Source organism: Streptomyces sp. NPDC093544 (assembly GCF_040683495.1).
Classification (GTDB): Bacteria; Actinomycetota; Actinomycetes; order Streptomycetales; family Streptomycetaceae; genus Streptomyces.
This window is the reverse complement of the sequence record NZ_JBFBEA010000011.1, coordinates 242,080-269,033: the sequence shown is the minus strand read 5'-3', so window position 1 is coordinate 269,033 and position 26,954 is coordinate 242,080. Positions and strand designations below refer to the sequence as shown.

The 26,954-nt window shown below is 69.1% G+C and carries 19 protein-coding genes; 12 read left to right on the top strand and 7 right to left on the bottom strand.

What is annotated here, in order from left to right:
- Window positions 1–2: 2 nt before the first annotated feature.
- A complete protein-coding gene (locus AB0N66_RS19135) occupies window positions 3–3,233 on the bottom strand; it encodes a tetratricopeptide repeat protein (RefSeq protein WP_365435939.1) in 3,231 nt (1,076 codons plus the stop codon).
- 161 nt (window positions 3,234–3,394) lie between these two features.
- Here AB0N66_RS19135 and AB0N66_RS19130 point away from each other — a divergent pair, with 161 nt between their 5' ends.
- From AB0N66_RS19130 to AB0N66_RS19110, 5 genes are all read left to right on the top strand, one after another.
- Window positions 3,395–5,434 (top strand): thioredoxin domain-containing protein, encoded by a 2,040-nt coding sequence (locus tag AB0N66_RS19130; RefSeq protein ID WP_365435936.1) that lies wholly within the window; start codon window positions 3,395–3,397, stop codon window positions 5,432–5,434.
- Between the two features lie 200 nt (window positions 5,435–5,634).
- Window positions 5,635–6,888: a glycosyltransferase gene (locus tag AB0N66_RS19125; RefSeq protein WP_365435933.1), complete on the top strand. Its 1,254-nt coding sequence runs from the start codon at window positions 5,635–5,637 to the stop codon at window positions 6,886–6,888.
- Between the two features lie 98 nt (window positions 6,889–6,986).
- Complete coding sequence (locus tag AB0N66_RS19120; RefSeq protein WP_365435930.1) at window positions 6,987–8,654, top strand: phospholipid carrier-dependent glycosyltransferase; 1,668 nt, start codon at window positions 6,987–6,989, stop codon at window positions 8,652–8,654.
- Window positions 8,651–9,862: a glycosyltransferase family 2 protein gene (locus tag AB0N66_RS19115; RefSeq protein WP_365435927.1), complete on the top strand. Its 1,212-nt coding sequence runs from the start codon at window positions 8,651–8,653 to the stop codon at window positions 9,860–9,862. Before AB0N66_RS19120 ends, AB0N66_RS19115 begins: the two co-directional genes overlap by 4 nt.
- A 167-nt stretch (window positions 9,863–10,029) precedes the next feature.
- Window positions 10,030–12,297 (top strand): galactose oxidase early set domain-containing protein, encoded by a 2,268-nt coding sequence (locus tag AB0N66_RS19110; protein WP_365436094.1) that lies wholly within the window; start codon window positions 10,030–10,032, stop codon window positions 12,295–12,297.
- A 63-nt stretch (window positions 12,298–12,360) separates the two neighbouring features.
- On the opposite strand, the gene AB0N66_RS19105 is transcribed toward AB0N66_RS19110, so the two are convergent.
- The 3 genes from AB0N66_RS19105 to AB0N66_RS19095 all read right to left on the bottom strand — a co-directional run bounded on the left by AB0N66_RS19105 (window position 12,361) and on the right by AB0N66_RS19095 (window position 15,765).
- Window positions 12,361–12,993, bottom strand: coding sequence for a TetR family transcriptional regulator (locus tag AB0N66_RS19105; RefSeq protein ID WP_365435924.1), 633 nt, complete (start codon window positions 12,991–12,993; stop codon window positions 12,361–12,363).
- Window positions 12,990–14,408, bottom strand: a complete 1,419-nt coding sequence (locus AB0N66_RS19100) for an MFS transporter (RefSeq protein WP_365435921.1) — start codon at window positions 14,406–14,408, stop codon at window positions 12,990–12,992. The genes AB0N66_RS19105 and AB0N66_RS19100 overlap by 4 nt, the downstream gene beginning before the upstream one ends.
- Window positions 14,409–15,006: 598 nt before the next feature.
- Window positions 15,007–15,765, bottom strand: a complete 759-nt coding sequence (locus tag AB0N66_RS19095) for a hemolysin III family protein (protein ID WP_365435918.1) — start codon at window positions 15,763–15,765, stop codon at window positions 15,007–15,009.
- 336 nt (window positions 15,766–16,101) lie between these two features.
- Between AB0N66_RS19095 and AB0N66_RS19090 the strand changes: the two genes are divergently transcribed.
- From AB0N66_RS19090 to AB0N66_RS19060, 7 genes are all read left to right on the top strand, one after another.
- Window positions 16,102–17,934 (top strand): phosphoenolpyruvate carboxykinase (GTP), encoded by a 1,833-nt coding sequence (locus tag AB0N66_RS19090; protein WP_365435915.1) that lies wholly within the window; start codon window positions 16,102–16,104, stop codon window positions 17,932–17,934.
- Between the two features lie 237 nt (window positions 17,935–18,171).
- Window positions 18,172–19,179: a serine/threonine-protein kinase gene (locus AB0N66_RS19085; protein WP_365435912.1), complete on the top strand. Its 1,008-nt coding sequence runs from the start codon at window positions 18,172–18,174 to the stop codon at window positions 19,177–19,179.
- Entirely contained in the window at window positions 19,166–19,642 is a 477-nt protein-coding gene (locus tag AB0N66_RS19080) for a hypothetical protein (protein WP_365435909.1), read from the top strand. The genes AB0N66_RS19085 and AB0N66_RS19080 overlap by 14 nt, the downstream gene beginning before the upstream one ends.
- A gap of 128 nt (window positions 19,643–19,770) precedes the next feature.
- Window positions 19,771–20,703: a hypothetical protein gene (locus AB0N66_RS19075; RefSeq protein ID WP_365435906.1), complete on the top strand. Its 933-nt coding sequence runs from the start codon at window positions 19,771–19,773 to the stop codon at window positions 20,701–20,703.
- A 106-nt stretch (window positions 20,704–20,809) separates the two neighbouring features.
- Complete coding sequence (locus tag AB0N66_RS19070; protein ID WP_365435903.1) at window positions 20,810–21,571, top strand: hypothetical protein; 762 nt, start codon at window positions 20,810–20,812, stop codon at window positions 21,569–21,571.
- Between the two features lie 28 nt (window positions 21,572–21,599).
- Window positions 21,600–22,397 carry a PP2C family serine/threonine-protein phosphatase gene (locus AB0N66_RS19065; protein WP_365435900.1) on the top strand — a complete coding sequence of 266 codons (798 nt, stop codon included), beginning with the start codon at window positions 21,600–21,602 and terminating at the stop codon, window positions 22,395–22,397.
- Complete coding sequence (locus AB0N66_RS19060; protein ID WP_365435897.1) at window positions 22,394–23,563, top strand: hypothetical protein; 1,170 nt, start codon at window positions 22,394–22,396, stop codon at window positions 23,561–23,563. The genes AB0N66_RS19065 and AB0N66_RS19060 overlap by 4 nt, the downstream gene beginning before the upstream one ends.
- Window positions 23,564–23,596: 33 nt before the next feature.
- Here AB0N66_RS19060 and AB0N66_RS19055 read toward each other — a convergent pair whose 3' ends face one another.
- The 3 genes from AB0N66_RS19055 to AB0N66_RS19045 are packed head-to-tail and all read right to left on the bottom strand — an operon-like array spanning window position 23,597 to window position 26,944.
- Window positions 23,597–24,187, bottom strand: a complete 591-nt coding sequence (locus tag AB0N66_RS19055) for a hypothetical protein (RefSeq protein ID WP_365436091.1) — start codon at window positions 24,185–24,187, stop codon at window positions 23,597–23,599.
- Window positions 24,188–24,218: 31 nt separating this feature from the next.
- Window positions 24,219–25,772 carry a VWA domain-containing protein gene (locus tag AB0N66_RS19050; RefSeq protein WP_365435894.1) on the bottom strand — a complete coding sequence of 518 codons (1,554 nt, stop codon included), beginning with the start codon at window positions 25,770–25,772 and terminating at the stop codon, window positions 24,219–24,221.
- A complete protein-coding gene (locus tag AB0N66_RS19045) occupies window positions 25,769–26,944 on the bottom strand; it encodes a toxic anion resistance protein (protein ID WP_365435891.1) in 1,176 nt (391 codons plus the stop codon). Before AB0N66_RS19045 ends, AB0N66_RS19050 begins: the two co-directional genes overlap by 4 nt.
- Window positions 26,945–26,954 lie beyond the last annotated feature (10 nt).

Below are 26,954 nucleotides of genomic sequence, written 5' to 3'. Positions count from 1 at the left end.
CGTCACCCCCGCCCCACGCCAACCACCACCCCCATCACATCCCGGGCGTGCCGCTTGGGCACCATCTGTAGGCGCCATGCCTGCCAGCCGGTTTCCAGGCTTACGCCACGCTCCAGCAGCAGCTGATACGCCTCGACGTAGTCGTCGAGTTTTGTGTCCCGGGTTGCGTGGCCGGTGCGGGAGAGGCGGCTGAGTTCCTCCTGGGCGACGGCGGTGCCGATCTCGGAGCCGCCGGGGGCGGCGTAGGGGAGCAGGGTGCAGCGCAGGAAGCGGGCCCAGTCCTCGCCGCGGCGGTCGCCGTAGGAGGTGAAGAGGGTGATCGCCTCGTCGCAGAGCTTCAGCGCCTGTTGGGTACGGGCGTTGCCGCCGTCGACGACGGCCAGTTCCAGGCATGTCCACGCCTCCCCGTGGGCGACGCCGATGCGCTGGAAGTCGGCGCGGGCGTCGACGAGGAGCTGGCGGGCGAAGCCGGAGTTGCGCAACGAGCCTGTCTGGCCGGCCCGTTGGTCGCGAGTGACGCGGGCGGAGTGGTGGCGTGCGCACGCGAGCCCGTACACGTCGCGCATGCGGGAGAACATCGTGCGGGAGCGTTCCAGTTCGCGGACCGCCTGGTCCAGGTTGCCGGTCTCCTCCAGGGCCTGGCCCAGGTAGTACAGCGTCCATGCCTCGCCGCGCGCGTCCTCGTTGTCGCGGTGACGGGAGGCCGCCTGGCGCAGGCCGTCGACGGCGGGGGACGGGTCGCCGGCGACGAGGCGGGCGCGGGCCAGCTGGGTCAGGGCCCAGGCCTCGCCCCGGGGGTCGCGGGTGCGGCCGTACAGTTCGAGGGCCTCGCGCAGCTCGCGTTCCGCGCGCGGTACGTCGCCCATCCGCAGGCCCAGCTGGCCGAGGTGGAAGTGCGCCCACGCCTCGCCGTGCACGGACTCGCTCTCACGGTGCAGGACCAGGGCCCGGGTGAGCAGGTCCAGGGCCACGGCGAGCCGGGAGCGGTCGCGCTCCACCCCGGCCAGCGCGTGCATCGTCCAGGCGCGGTCCCCCGCAAGCTCGGGCGAGGCCTGGAGGTCCATGGCCTCCTGGAGCTTCGCCGCGGCCTCGGTGAGGTTGCCCTGGTGGTGGAGGGTGATGCCGAGGGAGCACAGGGCCAGGGCGGCGCCCGCGTCGTGGTGGGCCTCGAAGTAGAGGTCGACGACCGAGGAGAGCGTCGTACGGGCCTTGTCCAGTTCGCCCAGCTGGCGGGCCGCGATGCCCGTACGCCACTGGACCGAGCGGACCAGGAGGCCCTGGTCGACGGCCTGCGTCAACTCGCTGATCTCGCCCAGGCGGTAGAGGTCGCCGCGCAGCAGGCAGTAGTCGCAGAGGGCGCCGAGGAGGTGGAGTACGGCCGCTTGGTCCACGCCCTCGGCGTGCCGCAGGGCCGCCGTGATGAAGCTCGACTCGTCGTCCAGCCAGCGCAGGGCCGCGTCGAGTGAGGTGAAGCCGTGCGGGCCGACTCTGCTCGATTGAAAAGCAGCGTCGGCACGGGTGGACGTCTTGCCGTCGACCAGGCGGATCACCGAGTCCGCCAGCTCCGCGTAGTTCACGATCAGGCGTTCCTGGGCCGCCGTACGCTCGGACGGTTCCTCCTCGTCCAGGAGGCGGGCCTGGGCGAAGGTGCGTACGAGGTCGTGCAGGCGGTAGCGGCTGCCGCGGACGTGGTCGATGAGGCCCGCACGGGAGAGCGCGGTCAGGTGGCGGGTGGCCTCCGGCTCGTCCGTGGCGAGGAGGGAGGCGGCCGCGACGGCGCCCAGCGAGGCGCGGCCCGCGAGGGCGAGGCGGCGCAGGAGCCGGCGGGCTGTGTCCGTCTGGTCCGTGTAGCGGAGCCACAGGACCCGTTCGACCGGTTCCACGGGACCGTACGCCGCCAGGTCGGAGGCCAGTTGGCGTGCGGTCCGGGGGCCGAGCGAGGAACCCGCGACGCGCAGGGCCAGCGGCAGGCCGCCGCACAACTCCCTTACGCGGTCGGAGGATTCGGCGTCGTAGGGGCCCGACTTGTCCTGCGCCGAGGCGTTCAGCAGTTCCTCGGCGCCCGCCGCCTCGAGCGCCTCGACCGGGAGCTGGTGCACCCAGGCGGCGAGGTCGGCGGGCAGGTCGAGGGGTTTGCGGGCGGTGACCAGGACCAGGCTGTCCGAGCGCTCGGGGACCAGGATGCGGACCTGTTCCGCGTCACTCGCGTCGTCCAGCACGATCGTCACCGGCAGGCCCGTCAGGTGCTGGTGGTACAGCTCGCTCAGCCGCCTGACCTGCTGGTCCTGCTGGTTCTGCGAGGAACGCTCGCGGAAGAGGAGCTGCTCGCGCGGCGCGCCGAGACGATTCAGCAGATGGAGCAGCGCGTCACGTGTCGTCAGCGGCGACTCCTCGGGGTTGTCGCCGCGCAGGTCCACCACGCACGCGCCCCGGAACTGGTCCTTCAGGGCGTGCGCCGCCCGGATCGCGAGCGTGCTGCGGCCGGAGCCTGGCACGCCGTACAGCACCACCACCGTCGGCTTCGTCTCCGTGCTCGCGCGCGCCGCGTGCACCCACTGCGCGACCCGCGACAGCTCGGCGCGACGACCGGCGAACGGGCCTTGCAGGTCGGGCAGTTGACCGAAAGACTGCTCAAGAACGCTGCGCCGCCTGGCCGCCGCGCTCTTGTCGGTGCGCCGCAGTTGGGGCCCACCCTGCTTTGTGCCGGTGGAGGCGTTGAGTACGCGCTGCTGGTCGAGGAAGGGCCGGATCCCGCGTACCTCCAGGGCCGTCAGCCACTGCAGACGCAACTGCTCGGAGCCGCCCGGCTGCCCCAGCGCCCCGGCCCGGCGGCTCGCCGCCGGCAGATGCGAGGCCGTCACCTTGACCACGGTGGCCGCCGCGCCCACCACGGCCACCGTCGCCCCGGCACCGAACGCCGTCCCCGCGCCCGTACCGAGCGCCAGGTCCGCCACGACGGCCGCGACCGCCGCAACAACCGCAACCAGCAAGGGAGTTCCGGCGCCGTCACGGGCGTACCGCTGCCCGAACGTCAGCCGTCCCGCCTCCGCCTCGTCGAGCGCTCCCGTGTACGCCCCGTACTCCTCGGCTGCCGTCTCTCCCATCGCGTCCAGCGAACCCCGAGCCCGTGAAAGAAGTACGCCCCTGTCGGTACGTCCCCCCGACCGCCGTACCTCTTCCTCCACAGCCCGGGCCAACAGCCGCTCGGCTTCCGCGCGGTGGCTGTCCCGCATGTCACGTCCCCCTCCGGCGGCAACATCTGTCGCCGTCAAGTGTCCTGCGTACGGGGCGTCCGCGCGAGGGTGCGCACGGATCATCACGGTGGCTACGCGGATCCGCGGATCATCACGGTGCCTTCGCGGCGATGAGGGGCGCGGTGCGCAAGGATGGAGGTATGCCGAACCGACTGGCCCACGAGACGTCCCCCTACCTCCTCCAGCATGCCGACAACCCCGTCGACTGGTGGCCCTGGTCGGCCGAGGCCTTCGACGAGGCACGCAAGCGGAATGTGCCGGTGCTGCTGAGCGTCGGCTATTCCAGCTGCCACTGGTGCCATGTGATGGCTCACGAGTCCTTCGAGGACGAGGCGACGGCCGCGGACCTGAACGAGCACTTCGTGAGTGTCAAGGTCGACCGCGAGGAACGCCCAGATGTCGACGCCGTCTATATGGAGGCCGTGCAGGCCGCCACCGGGCAGGGCGGCTGGCCGATGACCGTGTTCCTGACCCCCGACGCCGAACCCTTCTACTTCGGGACCTACTTCCCGCCCACTCCACGCCACGGCATGCCGGCCTTCCGGCAGGTCCTGGAGGGTGTGCACAGTGCCTGGACCGAGCGGCGCGGTGAGGTGGCCGAGGTCGCGGAGAAGATCGTGCGGGATCTCGCGGGGCGGGAGCTGAGTTACGGGGACGCCTCGGTCCCGGGGGAGGAGGAGCTCGCCGGTGCGCTGCTCGGGCTCACCCGGGAGTACGACGCTCAGCACGGCGGGTTCGGCGGGGCACCCAAGTTCCCGTCCTCGATGGTGATCGAGTTCCTGTTGCGGCATCACGCGCGGACCGGGTCCGAGGGCGCGCTCCAGATGGCCGCCGACACGGGTGAGCGGATGGCGCGGGGCGGGATCTACGACCAGCTCGGTGGTGGGTTCGCGCGGTACTCCGTCGATCGCGAGTGGGTTGTGCCCCATTTTGAGAAGATGCTGTACGACAATGCCCTGTTGTGCCGGGTGTACGCGCATCTCTGGCGCTCCACTGGTTCCGAGCTCGCCCGGCGCGTCGCACTGGAGACGGCCGACTTCATGGTGCGTGAACTGCGTACGAACGAAGGTGGGTTCGCCTCCGCGCTCGACGCCGACAGCGACGACGGGAACGGGAAGCATGTCGAGGGGGCGTACTACGTGTGGACGCCCGAGCAGTTGAGGGAAGTCCTGGGGGAGGACGCCGAACTCGCCGCCGACTACTTCGGGGTGACCGAGGAGGGCACCTTCGAGGAGGGGGCTTCCGTTCTCCAACTTCCGCAGCACGAAGGTGTCTTCGACGCCGAGAAGATCGACGGAGTCCGTAGTCGGCTTCTCGCGGCCCGCGCGGAGCGCCCCGCCCCCGGTCGTGACGACAAGATCGTCGCCGCCTGGAACGGGCTCGCCGTCGCCGCCCTCGCGGAGACCGGCGCCTACTTCGAGCGCCCCGACCTCGTGGAGGCCGCGATCGGCGCCGCCGATCTCCTCGTACGGCTGCACATGGATGACCGGGCGCGACTGGCCCGTACCAGCAAGGACGGTCAAGTCGGGGCGAACGCGGGGGTGTTGGAGGACTACGCGGATGTCGCCGAGGGGTTCCTGGCGCTGGCGGGAGTCACCGGTGAGGGAGTGTGGCTGGAGTTCGCCGGGTTCCTGCTCGACCATGTGCTCGTGCAGTTCACGGACTCCGAGACCGGTGCCCTGTACGACACCGCCGCTGATGCCGAGCGGCTGATCCGGCGTCCGCAGGATCCCACCGACAACGCGACGCCGTCGGGGTGGAACGCGGCGGCCGGCGCGCTGCTCTCGTATGCGGCGCAGACGGGGGCGGAGCCCCATCGGACCGCCGCGGAGCGGGCGTTGGGGGTCGTGAAGGCGCTCGGGCCGCGTGTGCCCCGCTTCGTCGGCTGGGGGCTGGCCACGGCGGAGGCGCTTCTCGACGGGCCGCGGGAGATCGCCGTCGTGGGTCCGATGGAGGATCCCGCGACCCGGGAACTGCATCGGGCGGCGCTCCTGGGTACCGCGCCGGGGGCCGTCGTCGCCGTGGGCACTGCGGACAGTGACGAACTTCCGCTGCTCGCTGACCGTCCGTTGGTCAACGGTGAGCCCTCCGCTTATGTTTGCCGTAACTTCACCTGTGACGCTCCGACCTCCGATGTCCAGCGGCTGCGCGAGGCCGTGGGAGGCGGAAACGCCGTCTGACATGGGACTACAGGGACCGTAAACCTCCGACGTAGCGGGATACGTCCGGGTACTCGCCCTTAGTCGACTGAGGATTCCGAAACATTCTATTTATCTGATGAGCTTCACGACTTCACAGTTCCCCCATAGTCTCTGCACGTTGACGCGGCAGGAGTGACTCGCTGTCGCGACAGGGGGTTTTTGGGATCTGGGGGGATCTTTTGCTCACGTCTGTCTTTATCGCTGCCGTTTCGCTGGCCTTGTTCGGGATGGCAGCCTTCACTCTGTGGTGGCAGATGCACGCGTGGCGTACGCCCGAGGTGCTCGCTTCCACCCGGTTCAGCAGTCCGGACGGCGGCGACGGCCTGGCGTTCTCACTGCTGCTGCCCGCTCGGCACGAGCAGGCCGTACTCGACCACACCATCCAGCGGCTGCTGGAGTCGAGCCACGACGACTTCGAGATCATCGTCATCGTCGGGCACGACGACCCGGAGACCACCGAGGTGGCCCGCAGCGCCGAGGCGCGTGACCCGCGCGTCCGGGTCGTCGTCGACCACCACGAGAAGAAGAACAAGCCGAGGGCCATGAACACGGCGTTGCCGCACTGCCGCGGCGATGTCGTCGGAGTCTTCGACGCCGAGGACCAGGTCCACCCGGAGCTGCTCGCCCACGTGGACCACGCGTTCCGTACGACGGGTGCGGACGTCGTCCAGGGCGGCGTACAGCTCATCAACTTCAACTCCAGCTGGTACAGCCTGCGCAACTGCCTGGAGTACTTCTTCTGGTTCCGGTCCAGGCTCCATCTGCACGCGCAGAAGGGGTTCATCCCGCTCGGCGGCAACACCGTCTTCGTGCGGACGAACGTGCTCCGGGAAGTGGACGGCTGGGATCCCGACTGCCTCGCCGAGGACTGCGACCTGGGCGTGCGGCTGTCCAGCATCGGCAAGAAGGTCGTCGTCGCCTACGACTCCGACATGGTGACCCGGGAGGAGACCCCGAGCACCCTGATGTCGCTGATGAAGCAGCGCACCCGGTGGAACCAGGGCTTCCTTCAGGTCTACCGCAAGAAGGACTGGAAGCAACTCCCAGGATTCGGGCAGCGGTTGCTGGCCCGCTACACCCTCATGACGCCGTACCTCCAGGCGATCTCCGGCGTGGTCATTCCGCTCAACGTGGCCATCGCGCTCTTCCTGGACGTACCGGTCGGAATCGCGTTCATCACGTTCCTGCCGGCTGTGACCGCGCTGGTCACCTTCGTCTTCGAGGTCGTCGGACTGCACGACTTCGGCAAGCAGTACGGGCTTCGGGTCCGCTCTGTCCACTACCTGAAGCTGATCGTCGGTGGCCCCTTCTACCAGGTGCTGCTGGCCGGCGCCGCCGTTCGTGCCGTCTGGCGCGAGCAACGGGGGCGCAATGACTGGGAGTTGACCAGCCATGTCGGCGCGCACCTCACCGAAGTCGAAGTGGCCCGCTAGTTCGCGAGCTTGCTGGTTCGCGAGCTCGCTGGTTCGCGTTCGCGAGTTCGCCAATCCGGTAGTCCGGTAGCCCGAGAGTCCCGAGAGGACATTCCCGCGTGACCTCCACCCTTCCCGCGGTGGCCACTTCCACGGTCCCCGCGAAGCGGCCCCCTGCGCCCAAAAACGTCCCCGACTCCCGTCCGCCACTGCGTTTTCGCAGTTCGCGTGCCGATCTACTGCTGTGCCTCGCACTCCTTGTGGCGATCATGCTCGTGCAGGGCTGGAACATCGCCGACTACCCGACGCTCAGCGACGACGAGGGCACCTACCTCGCGCAGGCCTGGGCCGTGCAGGAGGGCAACGGCCTTGCCCACTACACGTACTGGTACGACCACCCGCCGCTGGGCTGGATTCAGATAGCCGCACTGACCTGGATCCCCGCCCAGATCAGCCCGGGGCTGATGACGGTCGGCTCGATGCGTTTCGCGATGCTCCTGGTCAGCGCCATCAGCGCGGTCCTCGTCTACGTCCTCGCGCGCCGCCTCTCACTGCCCCGGTGGGCGGCCGGGCTCGCGATGGTGCTCTTCGGGCTCTCGCCGCTGTCGGTGGTGCTCCAGCGCGAGATCTTCCTGGACAACATCGCGGTGATGTGGACGCTGCTCGCGTTCTGCCTCGCGGCCTCGCCGAATCGCCATCTCTGGCACCACTTCGGGGCGGGCATCGCGGCCGCGGCGGCCGTGCTCACCAAGGAGACGATGCTCGTCATCCTGCCCGCGCTCCTTGTCACCATGTGGCGGCACGGTCACCGCGACACCCGGAAGTTCGCGCTCACCGGAGCCATCACCGCGTGCACCCTGATCGGCCTGTCGTACCCGCTCTTCGCCCTGCTCAAGGGCGAGTTGTTCTCCGGGGCGGGCCACGTCTCGCTCTGGGACGGCATCAAATACCAGATGAGCCGCCCCGGTTCGGGCTTCATCCTCGACCCGAGCACCGGCTCGCACGGCGTTCTGCAGTCCTGGCTTTACTACGACCGCGTACTGCCCCTCGGCGGCCTCGCGGGCGCGCTGCTCCTCCTCGTCACCTGGCGCTGGTCGGTGACGGCGCGCGCCCTGGCCGGACCCGCGCTCACCGTGGCGATCCTCGCCCTGGTGGCCATGCGCCCGAGCGGCTATCTGCCCGCGATGTACGTCATCCAGGCCCTGCCGTTCCTCGCGCTGGTCCTCGCAGGCGGCACCGCGAGCGTCGCCCACGCGGTGCTGCGCAGATGGCGCAGCGAGGACGAGAAGCCCTACCTCCTGTGGGGACGGCGGTTGACGGCGGTGCTGCTGGTGGCGGGCGCCGCCGCCTACGTCGTACCGCGTTGGTACGACGGTAACCGCACCGCCCTCACCCTCGACGCCAACGCCCCCTACAGGGCGGCCTCTTCGTGGCTCAAGACCGAGGTCGACAACCCCGGGGAAACCCGTGTCCTCGTCGACGACGCGCTATGGCTGGACCTCGTGCACTCCGGCTACAAGCCGGGGCTCGGCGTCATCTGGTTCTACAAGGCGGACCTCGACCCCGCGGTGACCAAGACGATGCCGCACGGCTGGCGCGACATCGACTACGTGGTCGCTTCCCCGACCGTACGGCGCGACGCGGTCGACCTGCCCAACGTCAAGGCAGCGATGGAGCATTCGACACCCGTCGCCACCTTCGGCAAGGGCGAGGACCGGATCGAGATCCGGCGAATCGAAGACAGCACGGACAGTACATCCACAGCGACCGACGGAGGCAGTCGATGAGCAGCTTCGAGAGCACTGTCCCCGATGAACTGGGCGATCCGGCCGTACGGGCCGCCGAGGTCCCCGAACCCGGCGCCGTCACCATCGTCGTACCGACGTTCAACGAGGCCGCGAACATCGGGGAGCTGCTGCACCAGATCACCGAGTCGGTGCCGGCGCGGCTGCCCTGTGAGGTCGTCTTCGTGGACGACTCCACGGACAACACCCCAGAGGTGATCCGGGAGGCCGCGCAGGACTGCCCGTTCCCCGTCACCGTGCTGCACCGTGCCGAACCCGTGGGCGGGCTCGGCGGTGCGGTCGTCGAGGGACTGAAGGCGGCGACCTCCGACTGGATCGTCGTCATGGACGGCGATCTGCAGCATCCGCCGTCGCTGGTACCGGAGTTGGTCGCAACCGGTGAGCGTTCCTCGGCGGGGCTCGTCGTCGCCTCGCGCTACATCAAGGGCGGCAGCCGCGAAGGGCTCGCGGGCGGCTACCGCATCGCCGTCTCACGCGGTGCGACCTGGCTGACCAAGACGCTCTTCCCGCGCAAGCTGCACGGCATCAGCGACCCGATGAGCGGCTTCTTCGCGATCCGCCGCAGCGCGGTCACCGCCGAGATCCTCCAGCCGCTCGGCTACAAGATCCTCCTCGAACTCGCGGTGCGCAGCCGCCCCCGTGAGGTCACCGAGGTGCCGTTCGTCTTCCAGGACCGCTTCGCCGGCGAGTCCAAGTCGACCGCGCAGGAGGGCTTCCGCTTTCTGCGCCATCTGGTCGGGCTGCGCACCGCCTCGCCCATCGCGCGCATGGTGGTCTTCGGCCTGATCGGCGCCACCGGTTTCGTACCGAACCTGCTGGGCCTGTACGCCCTCACCGCAGCCGGCATGCACTACCTGCCGGCGGAGATCCTCGCCAACCAGCTCGGGGTCGCCTGGAACTTCGTACTCATCGAGCATCTCCTCTTCCGCGAGCGCCGTAAGCACCGCCACTGGGGGGACCGCGTCGGCCGGTTCGCCCTGCTCGCCAACGCCGATCTGGTGCTGCGCATCCCGCTGATCGCCCTGTTCGTGGGCCACTTCGGGATGGGCGCACTCCCCGCCACCGCACTGGCCCTGGTGACGACCTTCGTCCTGCGCTTCGTAGGGACCGAAGCGCTGGTCTATCTGCCGCGCCGCAGCAATGAGCCCGCGGGCGGGAGCAGCAGCCGCACAGCAAGGAGAGCCGCGTGATATTTCGCGTACGACCACGGTTCGATTCACGACTGAGACCACGGCGGAGAACGTCACTTCTGGCCGTGGCGGGCCTCGCCGCCGGCCTGCTGCTCATCTCGCCGCAGCCCGCCTCCGCCGCCAACCTTGTCACCAACCCGGGCTTCGAGACGGCCGGCACGGACGGCATGCCGTACTGCTGGGAGAAGTCGGGCTGGGGCGACAACGACTTCACCTTCTCGACGGTGGCCGGCGCCCACTCGGGCACCAAGGCGATGAAGGTCGAGCTGACCCGCCGGGTCGAGGGTGACCGCAAGGCGCTGATCACCGAGTCCGCCACCTGTGCGCCGCCGGTCACTCCGGGCAAGCAGTACGACCTGGGCCTCTGGTACAAGTCGACGACCCCGGACACCTCGCTCACCCTCTTCCGGCATGACGCGACGGCGGGCTGGCAGTACTGGACGGACCTGAAGACGCTGGAGATAGCGGGGAGTTGGACCCAGGCGACGGTCCGTACGCCCGCGGTCCCGGCGGGGACCGACCGCATCACCTGGGGTGTCTCCGTCTACGGCACCGGCTCCGCGACCACCGACGACTACACGATGGAGCAGGTCGCCGACACACTCCCGCCGGCCACCTGTACCGGCACGGCCGAGCAGTGTGCCAACGGCAAGTGGGACGTGCTGCCCACGCAGAACCCGGTCCGCTCCATGCACTCCGTCGTTCTGAACAACGGCAAGGTGTTGCTGATCGCGGGCTCCGGCAACAGCGAGGAGCAGTTCAACGCGGGTACGTTCACGAGTGCGGTGTACGACCCGGTGGCCGGCACGTACAAGACGATCCCGACGCCCAAGGACATGTTCTGCTCGGGACATGTGCAGTTGCAGGACGGGCGCGTGCTCGTGATGAGCGGCAACAAGGCGTTCCCGGTCGTGGGCGGGCACGGGTACGAGGGGTACAAGGACTCGTACATCTTCGACCCGGTCACCGAGACGTACAGCAAGACGAACGACATGAACGACGGCCACTGGTATCCGTCGGCGACCGAGCTCGGCAACGGTGACATCATCTCCTTCGGCGGTCTGCGCGAGGACTCCACCGGTTCCGTGACCGCCGAACTCTGGTCGGACGACGAGCAGAAGTGGCTGCCGCTCTGGCAGGTCAACCAGACCTGGTCGTACTGGGGTCTGTACCCGTCGATGATCCTGATGCAGGACGGCCGCCTCTTCTACTCGGGCAGCCATGTGTTCGGCAACGGCACTCCGGGCACGGGTTCGGCGATCTACGACTACGACGCGAACGTGATGACTGCGGTCCCGGGACTCCAGAACAAGGACGAACGCGACCAGTCCGCAAGCGTGTTGCTGCCCCCGGCCCAGGACCAGAAGGTCCTGACGATCGGCGGCGGCAACATCGACTCGAACCCGGACGCCAACCGGCTCACCGACATCATCGACCTCAAGACCGCCAACCCGGCGTACACCGTCGGCCCGCCGCTGCCGCAGGGCACGGTGGACCTCGGTGCGGGTCCGGTGGCCGAGACGGGCAACCAGGGCAAGATGTACCTCTCCGCCGTACTGCTGCCCGACGGCAAGGTGTTGGAGACGGGCGGTGCCCTGCACAACCGCGCCAACCCGGTGTACGAGTCGTCGATCTTCGACCCGGCGACCTCGACGTTCGACCCGGTGGCGCCCGACCCGGAGGAGCGCGGCTACCACTCCTCCGCGTTCCTGCTGCCCGACGGCCGGGTGATGACGACCGGCGACAACCCGGGCAACGGCACCTGGAACCACGACGTGTCCATCTACACGCCGCCGTACCTCCTCAAGGGCGCCCGCCCCACGATCACTTCGGTGATCGACAACGAGTGGGTGTACGGGGACACGCAGCGCATCACCACTGACCGGCCCATCGCCAAGGCCGAGTTGATCCGCCCGGCCGCGGTGACGCACTCCTCCGACCCGAACCAGCGGTTCGTGGACCTGCCGCTTTCCGTCGACGGCAACAACGTCGACCTGAACGTGACGAGCAACCCCAACCTGGCGCCGCCCGGCTGGTACATGCTCTTCGCGGTCGACGCCAACGGGGTGCCGTCGGTGGCCAAGTGGGTGCATCTGCAGGGCCCGTCGGCACTGGCCGCCGAGTCGACCGCCGACGCGCACGTCCACTCCTTCGCAGACTCCCTTCAGGGCGCGGTCACCGAGCCCGGCGAGAAGCGGACCTCGCAGAAGGTCAGCCCGACGATCTCCGGGTGCGACCGGCACTACGGCTCGATCAACGTCTGCGTGCCGACAGTCTTCCCCGACGAGGTGAAGAAGACGACGGCCGCCCGGTGCGCGTGGCTGAAGACGAACGACTACGGGCTCCTGAAGATCAACGGGAAGGACGATCCGCTGAAGCTCGACCCGAGCAAGGACGGAGTGGCTTGCGGGGCGAAGGATCTGAAACGCCGCTAGCCGCCGAACTCGGTGAGGGCGCGCCCGTGTTGGGCGCGCTCTCACCGAGTTCTGCCTGGGTTGTCAGGGCGTCAGCCCCTTCTCCAGAACGTCCAGCGCCCTGTTGACCAGGTCCGTGAAGTCCTCCTGGTGGTTGCCTTCGGCCCAGTACATGGAGGTCTCCATCAGGCCGCCGATCAGGGACATCGCGAAGACGCGTACTTCGAGGCCGTCGGGGTCCTTGCCGGTGCGCTCCGCGATGGCGCGGCACAGAATGCGGCTGGTGACCGACATGCTCTCCATCATCCGGGAGCGCACGGCGGGCACCTGGACCATCAGGTGCGTCCGCAGCCGCGTCACCTCGGGCTCCTCGGTGTTCCCGGGGCCGAGGGCCTTCCTCAGGATGTGGCGCAGGGAGTCCATCCACGGCTCGTCGGCGGGCCGCGCCCGCAGCTCCTGCTCCAGGATCGGGTCGAACTCGTCCGTGAGGACGATGTCCTCCTTGGTCGGGAAGTAGCGGAAGACCGTGGACGGGGAGACCTCGGCCGCCTCCGCGATCTGCTCGACGGTCGTCGCGTCGTATCCCTGTTCCTTGATCAGCCGGTACGTCGCGTCGCGGATCGCGATCCGGGTCTTCTGCTTCTTCCGCTCGCGGAGCCCGAGCTGGGGCTCCGCGGGGGAGGTGGAGCTGTGTGCGGTGGCGGCCATGGAGCTCATTGTCCGGCATCGGCGGTGGTCGGGGCCATGTCGGTGTCCTTCCCGGGAGCGGGGCGGTCGGTGGGCTCGGCCGGCTTGGCGTTCGGCAGCAGTGCCGCCGCAAGGAGCGCGGTGATGAGCGCCGCGATCCCGCTGACCAGCAGGACCAGGCTCATGCCATGGACGTACGAGGCGTCGGCGGAGGCGGCGAGCGCGCGGTCGCCGAGCTGGGTGGCGACGACATGGGCGCCGACCACCGAGTCGGAGGCGGTGTCCGCGGCGGTGCCCGGCAGACCCGAGGTGTCGAGTCGGTGGCTGTACGCGCTCGCCAGCAGCGAGCCGAGCAGGGCGATGCCGATCGCGCTGCCCACCTGGCGCACTGTCATGAGGAGCCCGGAGCCCCCCACTGCCTTAAGGGCGTGGGGGGACCCCCAGCCGGCGCGGTCACGGGGCAGGGCGCCGAGGGCGGCGGTCATCGCGGGGACCACGGCGAAACCGAAGCCGAGCCCGGCGATGGACAGCCACAGGGCGGTGAATCCGTAGCCGTCGTCGACGGACGTACGGCTGCCCAGGATCGCGGCGAAGGCGAGCGCGATCAGGCCCCCGGTGATCACCGCGCGTGCCCCGAACTTCGCGATCAGCGGCTGCGCGCTCCGTGAGGCGATCAGCAGTCCGCCCATCATCGGCAGCATCCGCACCCCGGTGCCGAACGCGTCGTACCCGAGCACCGCCTGGAGGTACTGGGGCAGTACGAACATCAGCCCGGACAGGACGAACATGACGAGGGTCGCGGCGAGCGTGTTGAGGAGGAAGGGGCGCTGGGAGAGGAGCGAGAGGTCCAGCATCGGGCGGGAGCTGCGGCGTTCGCGTAGGACGAGGAGTGTGATCAGGAGTGCGGAGACGGCGAACAGGGCGAGGATCAGCGGGTCGCCCCAGCCGGGGTGTGGGGCCTCGATTATCGCGTAGATCAGGGTGCTGAGGCCGGCCGCGGTGAACGCGGTGGAGACAGTGTCGACCTTGGGCGAGGCTGGATCGCTGGTCTCGGGGAGCAGGAAGACGCAGGCGACGATGCCGAGCGCGGCCATGGGGACGTTGACCAGGAAGACCGAGCCCCACCAGAAGTGGTCCAGGAGCCAGCCGCCGACGGATCGGGCCGAGCGGCAGGCCGAGGGCGGAGGCGGCGGACACCGCGCCGACGGCCTTGGCGCGCTCGTCGGGCCCGAACAGGACGGCAGTACGGCCATCGCGAGCGGCATCACGAGTGCGCCCCCGACGCCCATGACTGCACGGGCGACGATGACTGCGCGGGCGACGATGACGAGCGTGACGTCGTCGACGAGGGCGCCGACGAGTGAGCCGGCCAGGAAGATCCCGAGCCCGGCGATGAGCATCCGGCGCCGTCCGAAGCGGTCGCCGAGCAGACCTGCGGGGAGCATCCGGCGCGGCGAAGACGACGACGTACGCGTCCGCCATCCACTGCTGCTCGCCCGTGGAAGCGCCCAGGTCACGGGCCATTGTCGGCAGCGCCACGTTGAGGATCGTCATGTCGAAACCGAGGACGAGCATGCTCGCGACCAGGGCTCCGAGGGCCCACCAGCGGTGGGGGTCGGGCTGTGCGGCATTGCTGTGAGTGATAGGCATCATGAAATGAGAGCAGCTGTCAAAAGGTTGTGGCTGTTAATTAAAAAGGAGAGGGCGCTGTCGGGGCGGGCTCATTGTCAGTGCGTCATGTCACTCTGAGGTGGGGCTGATTCACGGTCTGTGAGGTCTGAGGGGGAAGGGGGGCTCATGAGGAGCACCTTCAATGTGCTGGCGTTCGTGGTGGCCTCGCTGTGCGTGGCCGGATTCCTGATCGGCGGTGCGGCCGTCGTTCTGGGGGTCGTCGTGGTGGGCGTCGCCGCACTGACATGCAAAGTGGCCGCGGCTTCGAAGCCACGGCCACTGAGGAGGAGTCGGTCGAGAGGGTTGAGAGGGTCAGGACGGAAGGCGCGAAGCGCTTCTCTGGAAGGGGGGTGGTGGGAGACGGGCGAGCGATCAGCCGTGCTGATAGGCCACCAGCGAGATCCCGACATAGTGCACGACGAACGCCCCGACGGTGAGGGAGTGGAAGACCTCGTGGAAGCCGAACCAGCTGGGTGACGGGTTGGGGCGCTTGATCCCGTAGATCACGCCGCCCGCGCTGTAGAGCAGCCCGCCGACGACCACCAGGACGAGTACGGCGATCCCGCCCGCCCGCATGAAGTCGGGGAGGAAGAAGACGGCCGCCCAGCCCATCGCGATGTAGCAGGGGGTGTAGAGCCAGCGGGGGGCGCCGACCCAGAACACGCGGAAGATGATGCCCGCCGCGGCCGCGGCCCAGATGCTCCACAGGAGCCACTGCCCCTTGGCGTCCGGCAGCAGCAGCATCGTCAGCGGTGTGTACGTGCCCGCGATGATCAGGAAGATGTTCGCGTGGTCGAGTCTGCGCAGCACGCCGTCCATGCGCGGGCTCCAGTTGCCCCGGTGGTAGAGCGCGCTCACTCCGAAGAGGAGGCAGGCCGTCAGGGCGAAGATCGCGCAGGCGATGCGGGCGCGGGTCGAACTCGCGAGCGCCGTGAGCACCAGACCCGAGACAAGGGCGGCCGGAAACATGCCGAGATGCAGCCAGCCGCGGAGTTTGGGCTTGATCTCGTCCGGCAGGTGCGGGTGCGGCAGGGACAGGTGCGGCGGGGACGAGTGCGACGCGGAGGGCGCCAGGGAGCCGTGGCCGGTGGCCGGCGAGTCCGTGGGCGCGTCGGGGACGGACGCAGTCATGGGCCGAATTCTAGCTACGGAACCGTAAGTTACCTATCAGTGTGGCCGGATGACCGGTGAATAGTGGCCATGGTCTCACGGGTGCCCGGGGTGCGGTACGTAGCGATACGCCTCGGTATCAGGGGTGAACCCAAAGTGGCGTGGAGGAAACCCGGAGATGAGTGGCGATCCTCACTCCGCTCAGTTGTGATGCCCTCTGGACATATGCGCGGTCTAGTCGGATGATCAAATGAGTGCGGTCGGCACCGGATGAGCGCCAGGGCTCCAGCATCGTGAAGCATCCGGGTCGCAGCCCCCACGGGGCACAACAACAAAACCCCTCATTTAGGAGCAATCGTGGCGCGCGACATCGCGGCTCCCACCGTCGTACCCACCAACCACAAAGCACTGATCTCGTGGGTGAACGAGATCGCCGAACTGACCCAGCCGGACAGCGTGGTCTGGTGTGACGGATCCGAAGCCGAGTACGAGCGACTGAGCGAGGAACTCGTCCGCAAGGGCACCTTCAAGAAGCTCGACCCGATCAAGCGCCCCAACTCCTACTACGCCGCCTCCGACCCGACCGATGTCGCTCGGGTCGAGGACCGGACGTTCATCTGCTCCGAGAAGGAGGAGGACGCCGGCCCGACGAACCACTGGAAGGCGCCCGCCGAGATGCGGGAGATCTTCCAGGGGATGGACGGCAGGGGCGGTGTCTTCCGCGGCTCGATGCGCGGCCGGACGATGTACGTCGTCCCCTTCTGTATGGGCCCGCTCGGCTCCGACCTCTCCGCGATCGGCGTGGAAATCACCGACTCCGCGTACGTCGCCGTGTCCATGCGCACCATGACCCGCATGGGACAGCCGGTCCTGGACGAACTCGGTACCGACGGCTTCTTCGTGCGTGCTGTGCACACGCTCGGAGCGCCGCTGGAGGCGGGCGAGGCGGACGTGTCGTGGCCGTGCAACTCCACGAAGTACATCTCGCACTTCCCGGAGTCCCGCGAGATCTGGTCGTACGGCTCGGGCTACGGCGGCAACGCGCTGCTCGGCAAGAAGTGCTACGCGCTGCGCATCGCCTCCGTGATGGCGCGCGACGAGGGCTGGCTGGCCGAGCACATGCTCATCCTGAAGCTGACCCCGCCGAAGGGCGAGTCGAAGTACGTGGCGGCCGCGTTCCCGTCGGCCTGCGGCAAGACCAACCTCGCGATGCTGGAGCCCACGATCGGCGGCTGGACCGTCGAGACGATCGGCGACGACATCGCGTGGATGCGTTTCGACGAGGACGGCCGGCTGTACGCCATCAACCCCGAGGCCGGCTTCTTCGGCGTCGCGCCCGGCACCGGTGAGCACACCAACGCCAACGCGATGAAGACGCTGTGGGGCAACTCCGTCTTCACCAACGTGGCGCTGACCGACGACAACGACATCTGGTGGGAGGGCATGACGGAGGAGACTCCGGCCCACCTGACGGACTGGAAGGGCAACGACTGGACGCCGGAGTCCGCTGCGCCCGCCGCCCACCCCAATGCCCGCTTCACCGTCCCCGCCGCGCAGTGCCCGATCATCGCGCCCGAGTGGGAGGACCCCAAGGGCGTGCCGATCTCGGCGATCCTGTTCGGCGGCCGTCGCGCCACGGCGGTCCCGCTGGTGACGGAGTCCTTCGACTGGAACCACGGCGTCTTCCTCGGCGCCAACGTGGCGAGCGAGAAGACCGCCGCCGCCGAGGGCAAGGTCGGCGAGCTGCGCCGCGACCCGTTCGCCATGCTGCCGTTCTGCGGCTACAACATGGGCGACTACATGGGCCACTGGATCGACGTAGCCAAGGACAAGGACCAGGCGAAACTGCCGAAGATCTACTACGTGAACTGGTTCCGCAAGAACGACGCGGGCAAGTTCGTGTGGCCGGGCTTCGGCGAGAACAGCCGTGTCCTGAAGTGGATCGTCGACCGCCTGGACGGCAGGGCCGAGGGCGTCGAGACCCCGATCGGCATCCTGCCGGCCAAGGGTGCCCTCGACACCAACGGTCTCGAACTGTCCGAGTCCGACCTCGACTTCCTGCTCACCGTCGACAAGGACGTGTGGCGCGAGGAGGCCGCGCTCGTGCCGGAGCACCTCAACACCTTCGGCACACACACCCCCAAGGAACTGTGGGACGAGTACCACGCGCTGGTGCAGCGCCTGGGTTAGGGCCCGTCCGGCAGATCATGCGGGCGGATGCCTGACGGTGAAGCCCGCCCCGCAAAGCTCCGCGGCCGGTCTGACTTGCCCTGACCTGCGACGTCGTCAAGGCCGGCCGCGGTGACAGCACCACGAGAAGGCCGGGGGCCCCGCACGCCGTTATTTTTCGCATCGGCTCCGCCCTGACCGGGATTTCGCGGGACACTCGGGACATCCTGCAACGAACCCTGGATTGAGGTGAGCGGGGTGCGCACGCCCGTAAGCGATCCCTTGAAGATAGGGCCCTACCGCATAGTCGGGCGGTTGGGCTCCGGCGGGATGGGGTGGGTGTATCTCGGCCGTTCGCCGGCCGGGCGCGAGGTCGCGGTGAAGGTGGTACGGGCCGAACTGGCCGCGGAGCACGAGTTCCGGGAGCGGTTCGCGCGCGAGGTCGCGGCCGCGCGGGTGGTCAGCGGCGCGTACACCGCGGCCGTGGTCGACGCCGACACCCAGGCCGAACTGCCCTGGCTGGCAACGATGTACGTGCCAGGTCCCTCGCTCGCGGAGGCGGTCCGCACCGACGGACCACTGCCGGAATCGCAGGTACGGCAGCTGGGCGCGGGCCTCGTCGAGGCGCTCCAGGCCATCCACGCCGCCCGCGTCGTGCACCGGGACCTGAAACCGGCGAACGTGCTCCTCGCCTCCGACGGTCCGCGCGTCATCGATTTCGGGATCTCCCGGGTCGACGGTGTACCCGGGCTCACCCAGACCGGCATCGTGGTCGGCACACCGCCGTTCATGTCGCCCGAGCAGATCCAGGGGGCGGCGGTGGGGCCTGCGACCGATGTCTTCTCCCTCGGCGGAGTCCTGGTGTACGCCCTTACGGGCCGGCCGCCGTTCGGGAGTGGGGACGCCGTGCGCTTCCGGGTCGTACAGAGCGAGCCCGAACTCGACGCCGTACCCCAGGGAACACGCGAGCTGATCGCGCGCTGTCTGTCCAAGCGGCCCGAGGACCGACCCCAACTGGACGAACTGCTCGCCGCGTTGCTGGAGGAGACTCCGAAGCCCGCGTCCTGGCCGCCGTCCACCGTGGCACACAGCATCAAGGTGCGCACCAGCGACCTGGCCGACCGCCGCAAGGCCGCAGCCGCGGGCCGCGGTGCCGGTACGAGTGTGTCGGTGCCCTCCTGCCTGCTGCTGCACGCCCAGGCGTTGCTGGACGCCGGGCTGACGGACGCGATGGTCGCCGAGGCGGTGGGCCGTGGCGACGCCTGACTCCTCGCCCACGCGCTTCCCCGGCCGGGAGCCCGAGGCACTCGAAATCGGCGCGCACTGGCGGGGAATGGTGCAGACATGGGTGGCCGGACGGAATTACCACACCATGACCGACACCGTTTCCGTGTCCATGCAGTTCGATCTCCAGGAAACGGGCCGGATGGTCACCGTGAGATTCATGACCACCAAACGGCTTCTTGTCGCCTTCGCGACCGATGGTCATTATCTGCGCCAGGATCAACTGGCCGTCGCCGCAGCGGCATCGAACGCGTGGAATACCGAACAACTGAATCCCATGCTCTCCGTGTGGGACGTACGAGGGCCGCGGCCCTGCCTTGCCGGGGTCTGCGATCTGCCGCTGACCTGCCGCATGACGCAAACAGATTTCGATGCTTTGGCCAGTGATTGGGTGGAACGGGCGAGGCAGATGTTCACCCGCTGCCATCAGGTGTTCAAGTTGTAGAAGTGAAAGCTGTGGTCTGCCCAAACCCCTTTCGGGCGCACGGCGGTTGCCGCCACTATGGGCGAGTGCCTTTTAGGCCACGGGGGGTTGCCATGAGGCGTTCACTGTTGTGCGCGGTGTTTCTCGGAATGGTTGTCGCTCTGCTTCCGGCGGGGGAGGCGGCGGCGGACGCGTGCGGCGGCAAGAACTTCGGGGACCGGCTCAAGTGCTGGTCCGATGCGATCGGTTCGGGAGACGCCGTCCTGATCACTCTGGACGACAAGCTGCCGTACGACGGCAAGGCGACCGCACTCAGGGACACCGAGAAATCCTTGTGGGACAACCGCAAGAACCTCACGGTCGAGGTGCCGAAGGGCGGCAGTACCGGAGAGGGCGGAACCGTACTCCTCCTGTTGGCGGGCACCGGCTGGATCGCGCAGGACACGACGATCGACAAGCTGTCGGCCGCCGCCCTCAAGGACCTGGAGAATCTGCCCGTCTGCGGTGGCACCGCTCCACAACTCAAGCAGGTCTGCGACCAGTTGGACGACGGCTCGATCAGCGGCGATCAGTTGATCAAGGCGGCCCCGGACATCTACCACCCCCAGCAGTCGTACTCCGTCGCCTCTGACGAGTCGGGCAGCAATCTCCTCCTCATCCTCGCAAGCGCCCTCCTCGTCCTCCTGCTCGCCGCCCTAGTGCTCCTCATCCGCCGCTCCTCCCGCGCGGCGCCCCGCCGCGCCCTCGCCGCGGCGGGCGGCGGCACGGTCCCCACCGCGCACGCCCACGCGGCCGACGAGAAGACCACGCACCTGAGGACCACGCCGAGCCCCCGCTACGGACGCCGGGTCGGCAACGTTCCCGGCCCCGCGAAGTCCGCCGTCGTCCGCACCGAACTGCACCCGCAGGGCTACGTCGAGCTCGACCGTGTGCTGTACCGCGCGGTGTGGGCGGAGCCCGGCCGCCCGCCGCCGGCCCCCGGCGGGCTCGTCGACGTCACGGACGCGCGCGAGCGCGACTCCGACGTCCTGTACGCCTTCCCGCCCACCACGGGACGGCACGCCAAAGGCACCCGGTCCTGAGCCCCGTATGACCCTCAGCCCCGTATGACCTGAGCCCCGTATGACCCGCAGACCTGCATGACCCTGAGACCCGTATGACCCTGAGACCAGGAGAAGAGACACAGAGATGCACAGCGAACACCCGCCCACCATGCCGGCGGAGTACGCCGACATCGAGTTCGAGAACAACGCGCAGAGAATGCCGCTGGTGCTCTGCCTGGACACCTCCAGCTCCATGGCGGGCCAGCCCATCCAGACGCTCAACAACGCGCTGATGGAGTGGACCCGGGAGCTGCACGACGACGTCAGTCTCAGTTACAGCGTCGAGGTCGCCGTGGTCACCTTCGGCGGCCAGGGCGTCGTCGCGTGGCGCGGGCCCCAACTCCTCGACCCGCGCGCCCCGGTGAGCCCCTTCGTGCCCGCCCACATGTTCCGTCCGCCGCAGCTCCATGCCGCCGGGGTGACCCTGATGACGGAGGCGCTGGAGCTGTCGATGCACATTGTCGCGGCCCGCAAGGCGGAGCTGCGCGCCTCCGGGCTCCAGTACTACCGCCCGCAGATCTGCCTGGTCACCGATGGTCTGCCGACCGACGGCACGGGTCATCTCACCGACTCCTGGCACCGGTTGATCCCCGTGCTGGCCGACGAGCAGAGCGCCCGCCGCTTCCGGTTGTACGCGATAGGGGTGGGCGGCATCACGGACAGGGGCGAGCAGGTGCTCCAGGCGTTCGCGCCGAAGTTCAACGCCCGGCTCCAGGGATTCCCGTTCCGCGAGCTGCTCCAGATGATGTCGGCGAGCGCCAACGCCGAGCAGAAGGGCGCGGGCGACGAGGTGTTCGAGAAGATCTTCAGCCAGTTCAAGACCCAGCGCCCGGCCTGGGAATCCTGACCGAATGACCGGATGGGGACCCTGACTCATGGCCGGAGCGGAAAAGCAGGAATCGCCGTGGCGCATCCACGGCATGAGCGTCGAGGGTTACCGCCACCGTCGCCAGGGGCTGCCCTGCCAGGACGCCTGCGCGTTCAAGGTGTCGGCGTACACGGCGGTCCTCGCGGTCGCGGACGGTGCGGGCAGCCGCCCGCGCTCGGAGGAGGGGTCGAGGCTCGCGGTCGAGCTGGCCGTCGAGCACTTCGCGCGGCGGGCTGACGCGGCGGCCGACCACCAGCCCGGAGAGGCCGTCCACGAACTGCTCGAAGACGCCTTCCACGAGGTCAGCAAGATGTTCCTGGACACCACAGGCGCCGACGCCGCCGACTTCGCCACCACCCTCACCGTCGTGGTGCTCGCCCCGGGCTGGCTGGGCCATCTCACCGTCGGCGACGGCTTCGTCGTACTGCGAGCCGGTACGGAGGACGGGGAGCGGCAGTTCCATCTGCTGCCTCAGACGCGGGCGGTCAGCGAGTACAGCAACGAGACGGTCTTCCTCACCTCGCCGGACGCGGCCCGCTGGGTGCACACCGACTGTGTGTCCGACGAGGGGATCGACGGGGTGCTGCTGTCCACCGACGGGCTCGTGCAGGCCGCGCTCACCCGGGCAGGCTCCGGGGCGCAGGCGCCGAACGCGTCCTTCGCCGACGCCGTGTTCAGGTCCCTCGACACGGTGAGCGACGACTCCCACGAGGGACTTGCCACCCTGCTCAGGTCGGACCGACTCACCGCCCTCAACGCCGACGACAAGACCCTCCTGCGGGCCGTGCGCAAGGTGCGGCCATGAGCGGCCTCACGGTGTTCCTGGACGGGAAGCCCGTCGTGCTGGCGGAACTGCCGCTGAAGGGCGGCGGGCAGGCGGCCGTCTTCCCGGTCGTCGGCGACGACGGCACCGTCGTCAAGCTCTACCGCGAGCCGCCGGGCCCCGAACAGGAGCGCCGGCTGACCCGGATGCTGACCATGTCCCCGCTCGCGGCCCGCCCCACCAACGCCTCCCAGCCACCCGAACTGGCCTGGCCCACCGCGCTCGCCCGCGGTCCCAAGGGCGAGTTCCTCGGCTACGCCATGCGCCGCTTCGGCGAACCCCAACACGTCCAGCTGATCGGCCTGTTCACCCGCGCCCAACGCCTCAAGCTCTTCCCCGACCGGGCCGACTGGCGCTTCCTGCTCGGCGTCTCCTGGAACCTCGCCTTCATGACCGCCCGCATGCACTACGACAACCTCGTCATCGGCGACTTCTCCAGCAGCAACGTCGTCGTCGACGGCCACGGCTTCATCACCTTCCTCGACTGCGACTCCATCGCCTTCACCGACCCGGTGACCGGGGAACTCTTCCCCTGCCTGATGCACACCACCGACTACTCGTCCCCCGAGCGCCAGGCCGGCGGTCCCGCCACCCGCGCCACCGACGACTTCGCCCTCGCCGTCCTCGTCTACCAGCTGCTCACGGCCGGCAATCACCCCTTCGGCGGCGTCCCGCACGAGAGCGCCTCCGAGTCGACCGTCAAGGACAACATCGCGGCCAGTTGCTCCTACGTCGTACGCCCCGAACTCGTCGTCATCCCGCGCGGCACAGTCGATCCCTCCGTACTGCCCCCGGAGCTCCTCACCCTGGCCCGCACCGCCTTCGGCCCCGGCGTGCAGACCCCCGGCGCGCGCCCCCCGGCGGAGACGTGGCTGCGCGCCCTGGACAGGGAACGCGCGCTCGTACGGGTCTGCCGGCACCGCCCGCTGCACGCGTACGGGTCCCATCTGCCGACCTGCCCGTGGTGCACGCGGGCGGCGGTCACGGGGCACGACGTGTTCAACGGGCCGCCACCGGTTCCGGTTGTCCCCGTCGCGCAGCCGGAGGAGCAGCAGCCGTGGCCCGCGGCGCTGAAGGTCGGTCTGCTGATCCTGGCGGTGCTGATCCTGCTGATCATCGTCGTGGTGAGCGATGCGAACGGCGGATAGCTCTTCCTGGGGACGCCCCTACGGAGAACGCCCCTACTGGGAACGCCCCCGATCCTCCAGATACCGCGTGTGCGACTCCTGCCGCCGCGCCTCCGTCTCCCGCAGCTGCACCGCCAGCTGTTCCGACTCCTCGTGCAGCACGGTGAGTTGACGCTCAAGGTGGCGCTCCGGTGGTTCGGTGCCGGGTGTCAGCCGAGTCCACCACCTCGTCCGTACGAAGGTGTCGACGGCCTCGGGGATGTCCTGCCGTACGGCACGGGAGAGGGCATGCACTCCCTCCGGGTCCTGCGCGAGCACCGCCGCGACCCAGCCGGGGTCCAGCAGCGCGGCGAGGAGTTCGGTGAGCTCGGTGAGGCGGCCGGCTGCCGCGGGCGGGAGTTCGATGCCGTCCAGGTACTCGCGCAGCTTGCCGAAATCGCCGCGCAGTTTGTCGAGTTGGGCGGACGGGTCCGGGAAGTCGGGGAGCGGCGGGCGTTCCGGCGGGGCGATCAGGGCGCCCGCGCCGTACAGACCGAGGACGACGGCGGGCCAGTACGCACCCGCGAGCCCGGTGAAGGTCAACGCGAGCCCGGCGATCCCGCCAGCGCTCCCGACGAGGTTCTTACGGGACTCCAGGTAGCCCATGAACCCGTCGGTCTTATCAGGCTTATCGCTCTTACTGGTAGCCACGGATCTCCTCGAAGGCGCCGTCGAGCGAGCCCTTCTGGGCGTCGAAGAGGCGGCCGCCGGTCAGGTCGGCGATGTGCTTGAGTTCGTCGCGGTCGGAGTCGCCGAAGAGGATCGGGAAGACGGGTATCTCCCGCTCACCGTCGGCCAGTTGGCCGTAGAAGCCGTCGAACTCGGCCGCGCTCGCCCCCGTCGTGTTCTCGCCGTCCGTCATCAGCACGATCGACGTGAACGTGTCGTCGCCGGCGCCGAGATGCTCGTACGCCTTCTCCAGTGAGGTGAAGATCGCGGTGTCCCCCTCGGCGCTGAGCGCCCGGGTGTCCTTGCGGATGCCGTCGAGCCCGGTCTGCGGATCCTCGGGCGCCACCACGTGCGTGCGGACGCTCTTGACCTCCGAGCCGAACGGCATCAGCGTCACTTCCTCGCGCTCGCGGAAGTCGCTCGTCAGATCGGTGAGCGCCTTCTTCAGCCGGTCGAGGCGGCCGTCCTCGCGCATCGAACCCGAGGTGTCGAGAACGTATACGGTCCTCGACGGGCGGCGGAGCTTGTTCTCGTAGGAGTCGAGGAGGCCGTCGGCGACGGACTGGCTGCCGGGGAAGGGGAGTTCGCGCCTTCGGCTGGCGTCTAGGCCGGCCGCCGGGGCGACGGAGGCGACGACCGGGCGGCGCAGGGTCTGTTCGGTGATCTGCCGCTGGGCGGCCGGGGTGCGCAGGGCCTCGGTGAGGCGGCGGACGTCCTCGCGGGTGTCCTTGGAGGACGAGGCGAGGGAGGTCAGCGGGTAGTCGGCGGTCACCACGCCGTCGCTCGGCCGGATGACGGTGAGGCCCTTCATGTTCTTGAGGACCGACTCGTAGTTGAGCAGGCCGTCCACGGTGCCGCGGCGCTCGTAGGCGGCCGCCAGCCAGCCCGAGGAACCCGACGTCAGCTTCTGCCCCTGGAAAAACTCCCGCAGCTTCGGCGTCGCCTTTTCCACGTCCGCGTCCGTCAGCGCCGACTGCGCTCCGGACAGGCCCGAGGCCACCGAGATCAGCGTGGAGAAACCGGAGTTGGAGCGGGCCGGGTCGGTCATGCCGTACGTCAGCTTCCCGTTCGCGACCGCCTTCTCCACCTGCGACCAGGTCACGTCGTCCGGATTCCAGCCCAGCTCGCTCACGGTCTCCGGTCTGACGCCGATGGCCACCGGGCTGGACATGATCGACGTCTCGGAGACGACCTTCTTCACCGCGTCGGGACGCAGTCGCAGATAGTCGTTGGAGGACAGCCACAGGGCGTCGTACGAACCGTCCACCTTGCCCTGCGCAAGCAGGTCCACGGCGGCGAGGGTGCCTAGGTAGGTGGGCTTCACCGTGATGCCGGTGTCCTGCTGGATCTGCTCCAACACCCCTGTCATGTCGCTGAGTTCGCTGGAGGCGAGGACGCGGAGGGTGCCCGGTGTCGGCTCCGCCGCCTTGGGGTCCTCGTCGCTCTCCGCGGTGCAGGCCGAGGCCGACACGGCGAGCAGAGCCGCCGCCGTCAGTACGGCGAACGCGCTTCGTCGTCTCACGCGTTGCCACCTTCCAGGGCGCCTTGCGAACGGCTCCGCTCCAAGTACGCGCTCGCGTGCTGGAGTTCGGACGTCAGGGACTCGACGGTCACGGCCATGGCCTCGGTGGCCTGGATCTTGTACGTGTCGATCGCGTCGAGAGTGCGGTAGATCTGCTGGAAGGCGCTGCGCAGGGTCTCCGCGCCGACAGCCGGGTCGGCGGCGATGCGCTGGATCTCCCCGCTCTGCGTGGCGAGCATCTCGGCGTTGCCGCGGATGAGGTCCTCCGTCGTGCCGCGCAGGGCGTTGACCTGGTCGACGACCTTGCGCTGGTTGTCGAGGGCGGAGGCGAGCATCACGGAGATGCGCAGCGCCGAGACGGTCGTGGTCGCGGCCCGGTCGACGCCCTTGATCAGCTCGTCGTTGTTGCGGCGTACGACGTCCATGGCCAGGTATCCCTGGGCGCACACGGCCAGTTGGGTCAGCAGGTCCTGGTGCTTCTGCCGTACGGGGAAGAGGACGTCGGAGCGCAGGGTGTCGGCCTGTGCCGGGTCCTGGGCCGCCACGCCCACGATGTGCTCCTCGACCGCGGTGTCCAGGGCCTGGGCGAGGACGACGTACTCCTGGAGCTTGCCCATCGTCTCCCAGAGGCGGACACGCTCGGTCTGCAACGCGGCGTTGTCCCGGCGCAGTTCGTCCTGGCCGCCGCGCAGCGAGCCCACGATCTTGTTCAAGGTGCCCTGTGCGGAGGCGTACTTGGCGACGTGGTCGCGCAGCTTGTTGCCGCCGGGGAGCCGGGACAGGAACTTCCGGCCCTTGCTCGTGGGCAGGTCCCGTAGGTCCAAGTCCTCCACCACGCGGCGTAGTTCGACCAGCGAGCCCGCCACGTGCGACTGGGCGTCCTCGCCCTTGCCGGGGAGGCTGCGGATGGTGCGCTCCAGCATGCGGTTGGACTGCGCGGTGGCGCCCCGCATCTCGCCCGCGCCCAGGCCTGCGATCTCGCCGACCTTGCCGGCGAACTCGGGCGAACGGGCATCCAGGGTGGCGAGCCCGCCGACGTACTCGGCGGCGCGGCGCGCCATGTCCTCGTGCACCGCCGGGTCGACGGGCACGAGCCCGCCCGCCTTCTCGCGGGGCACGGGCGCGACAACCTCGGGCGGAGTGAGGGTCAGAGTGTTCGGTTCAGTGCTCATTGCTTGCTTC

What these genes read in the sequence shown, in the direction of transcription:
- AB0N66_RS19110 (WP_365436094.1), top strand. Translation starts at nt 10,030, where the DNA reads ATGCCGTACTGCTGGGAGAAGTCGGGCTGGGGCGACAACGACTTCACC.
- AB0N66_RS19055 (WP_365436091.1), bottom strand. Translation starts at nt 24,187, where the DNA reads ATGGGCTACCTGGAGTCCCGTAAGAACCTCGTCGGGAGCGCTGGCGGG.
- AB0N66_RS19070 (WP_365435903.1), top strand. Translation starts at nt 20,810, where the DNA reads ATGCACAGCGAACACCCGCCCACCATGCCGGCGGAGTACGCCGACATC.
- AB0N66_RS19135 (WP_365435939.1), bottom strand. Translation starts at nt 3,233, where the DNA reads ATGCGGGACAGCCACCGCGCGGAAGCCGAGCGGCTGTTGGCCCGGGCT.
- AB0N66_RS19100 (WP_365435921.1), bottom strand. Translation starts at nt 14,408, where the DNA reads ATGCTCCCCGCAGGTCTGCTCGGCGACCGCTTCGGACGGCGCCGGATG.
- AB0N66_RS19115 (WP_365435927.1), top strand. Translation starts at nt 8,651, where the DNA reads ATGAGCAGCTTCGAGAGCACTGTCCCCGATGAACTGGGCGATCCGGCC.
- AB0N66_RS19130 (WP_365435936.1), top strand. Translation starts at nt 3,395, where the DNA reads ATGCCGAACCGACTGGCCCACGAGACGTCCCCCTACCTCCTCCAGCAT.
- AB0N66_RS19105 (WP_365435924.1), bottom strand. Translation starts at nt 12,993, where the DNA reads ATGAGCTCCATGGCCGCCACCGCACACAGCTCCACCTCCCCCGCGGAG.
- AB0N66_RS19095 (WP_365435918.1), bottom strand. Translation starts at nt 15,765, where the DNA reads ATGACTGCGTCCGTCCCCGACGCGCCCACGGACTCGCCGGCCACCGGC.
- AB0N66_RS19060 (WP_365435897.1), top strand. Translation starts at nt 22,394, where the DNA reads ATGAGCGGCCTCACGGTGTTCCTGGACGGGAAGCCCGTCGTGCTGGCG.
- AB0N66_RS19075 (WP_365435906.1), top strand. Translation starts at nt 19,771, where the DNA reads ATGGTTGTCGCTCTGCTTCCGGCGGGGGAGGCGGCGGCGGACGCGTGC.
- AB0N66_RS19065 (WP_365435900.1), top strand. Translation starts at nt 21,600, where the DNA reads ATGGCCGGAGCGGAAAAGCAGGAATCGCCGTGGCGCATCCACGGCATG.
- AB0N66_RS19045 (WP_365435891.1), bottom strand. Translation starts at nt 26,944, where the DNA reads ATGAGCACTGAACCGAACACTCTGACCCTCACTCCGCCCGAGGTTGTC.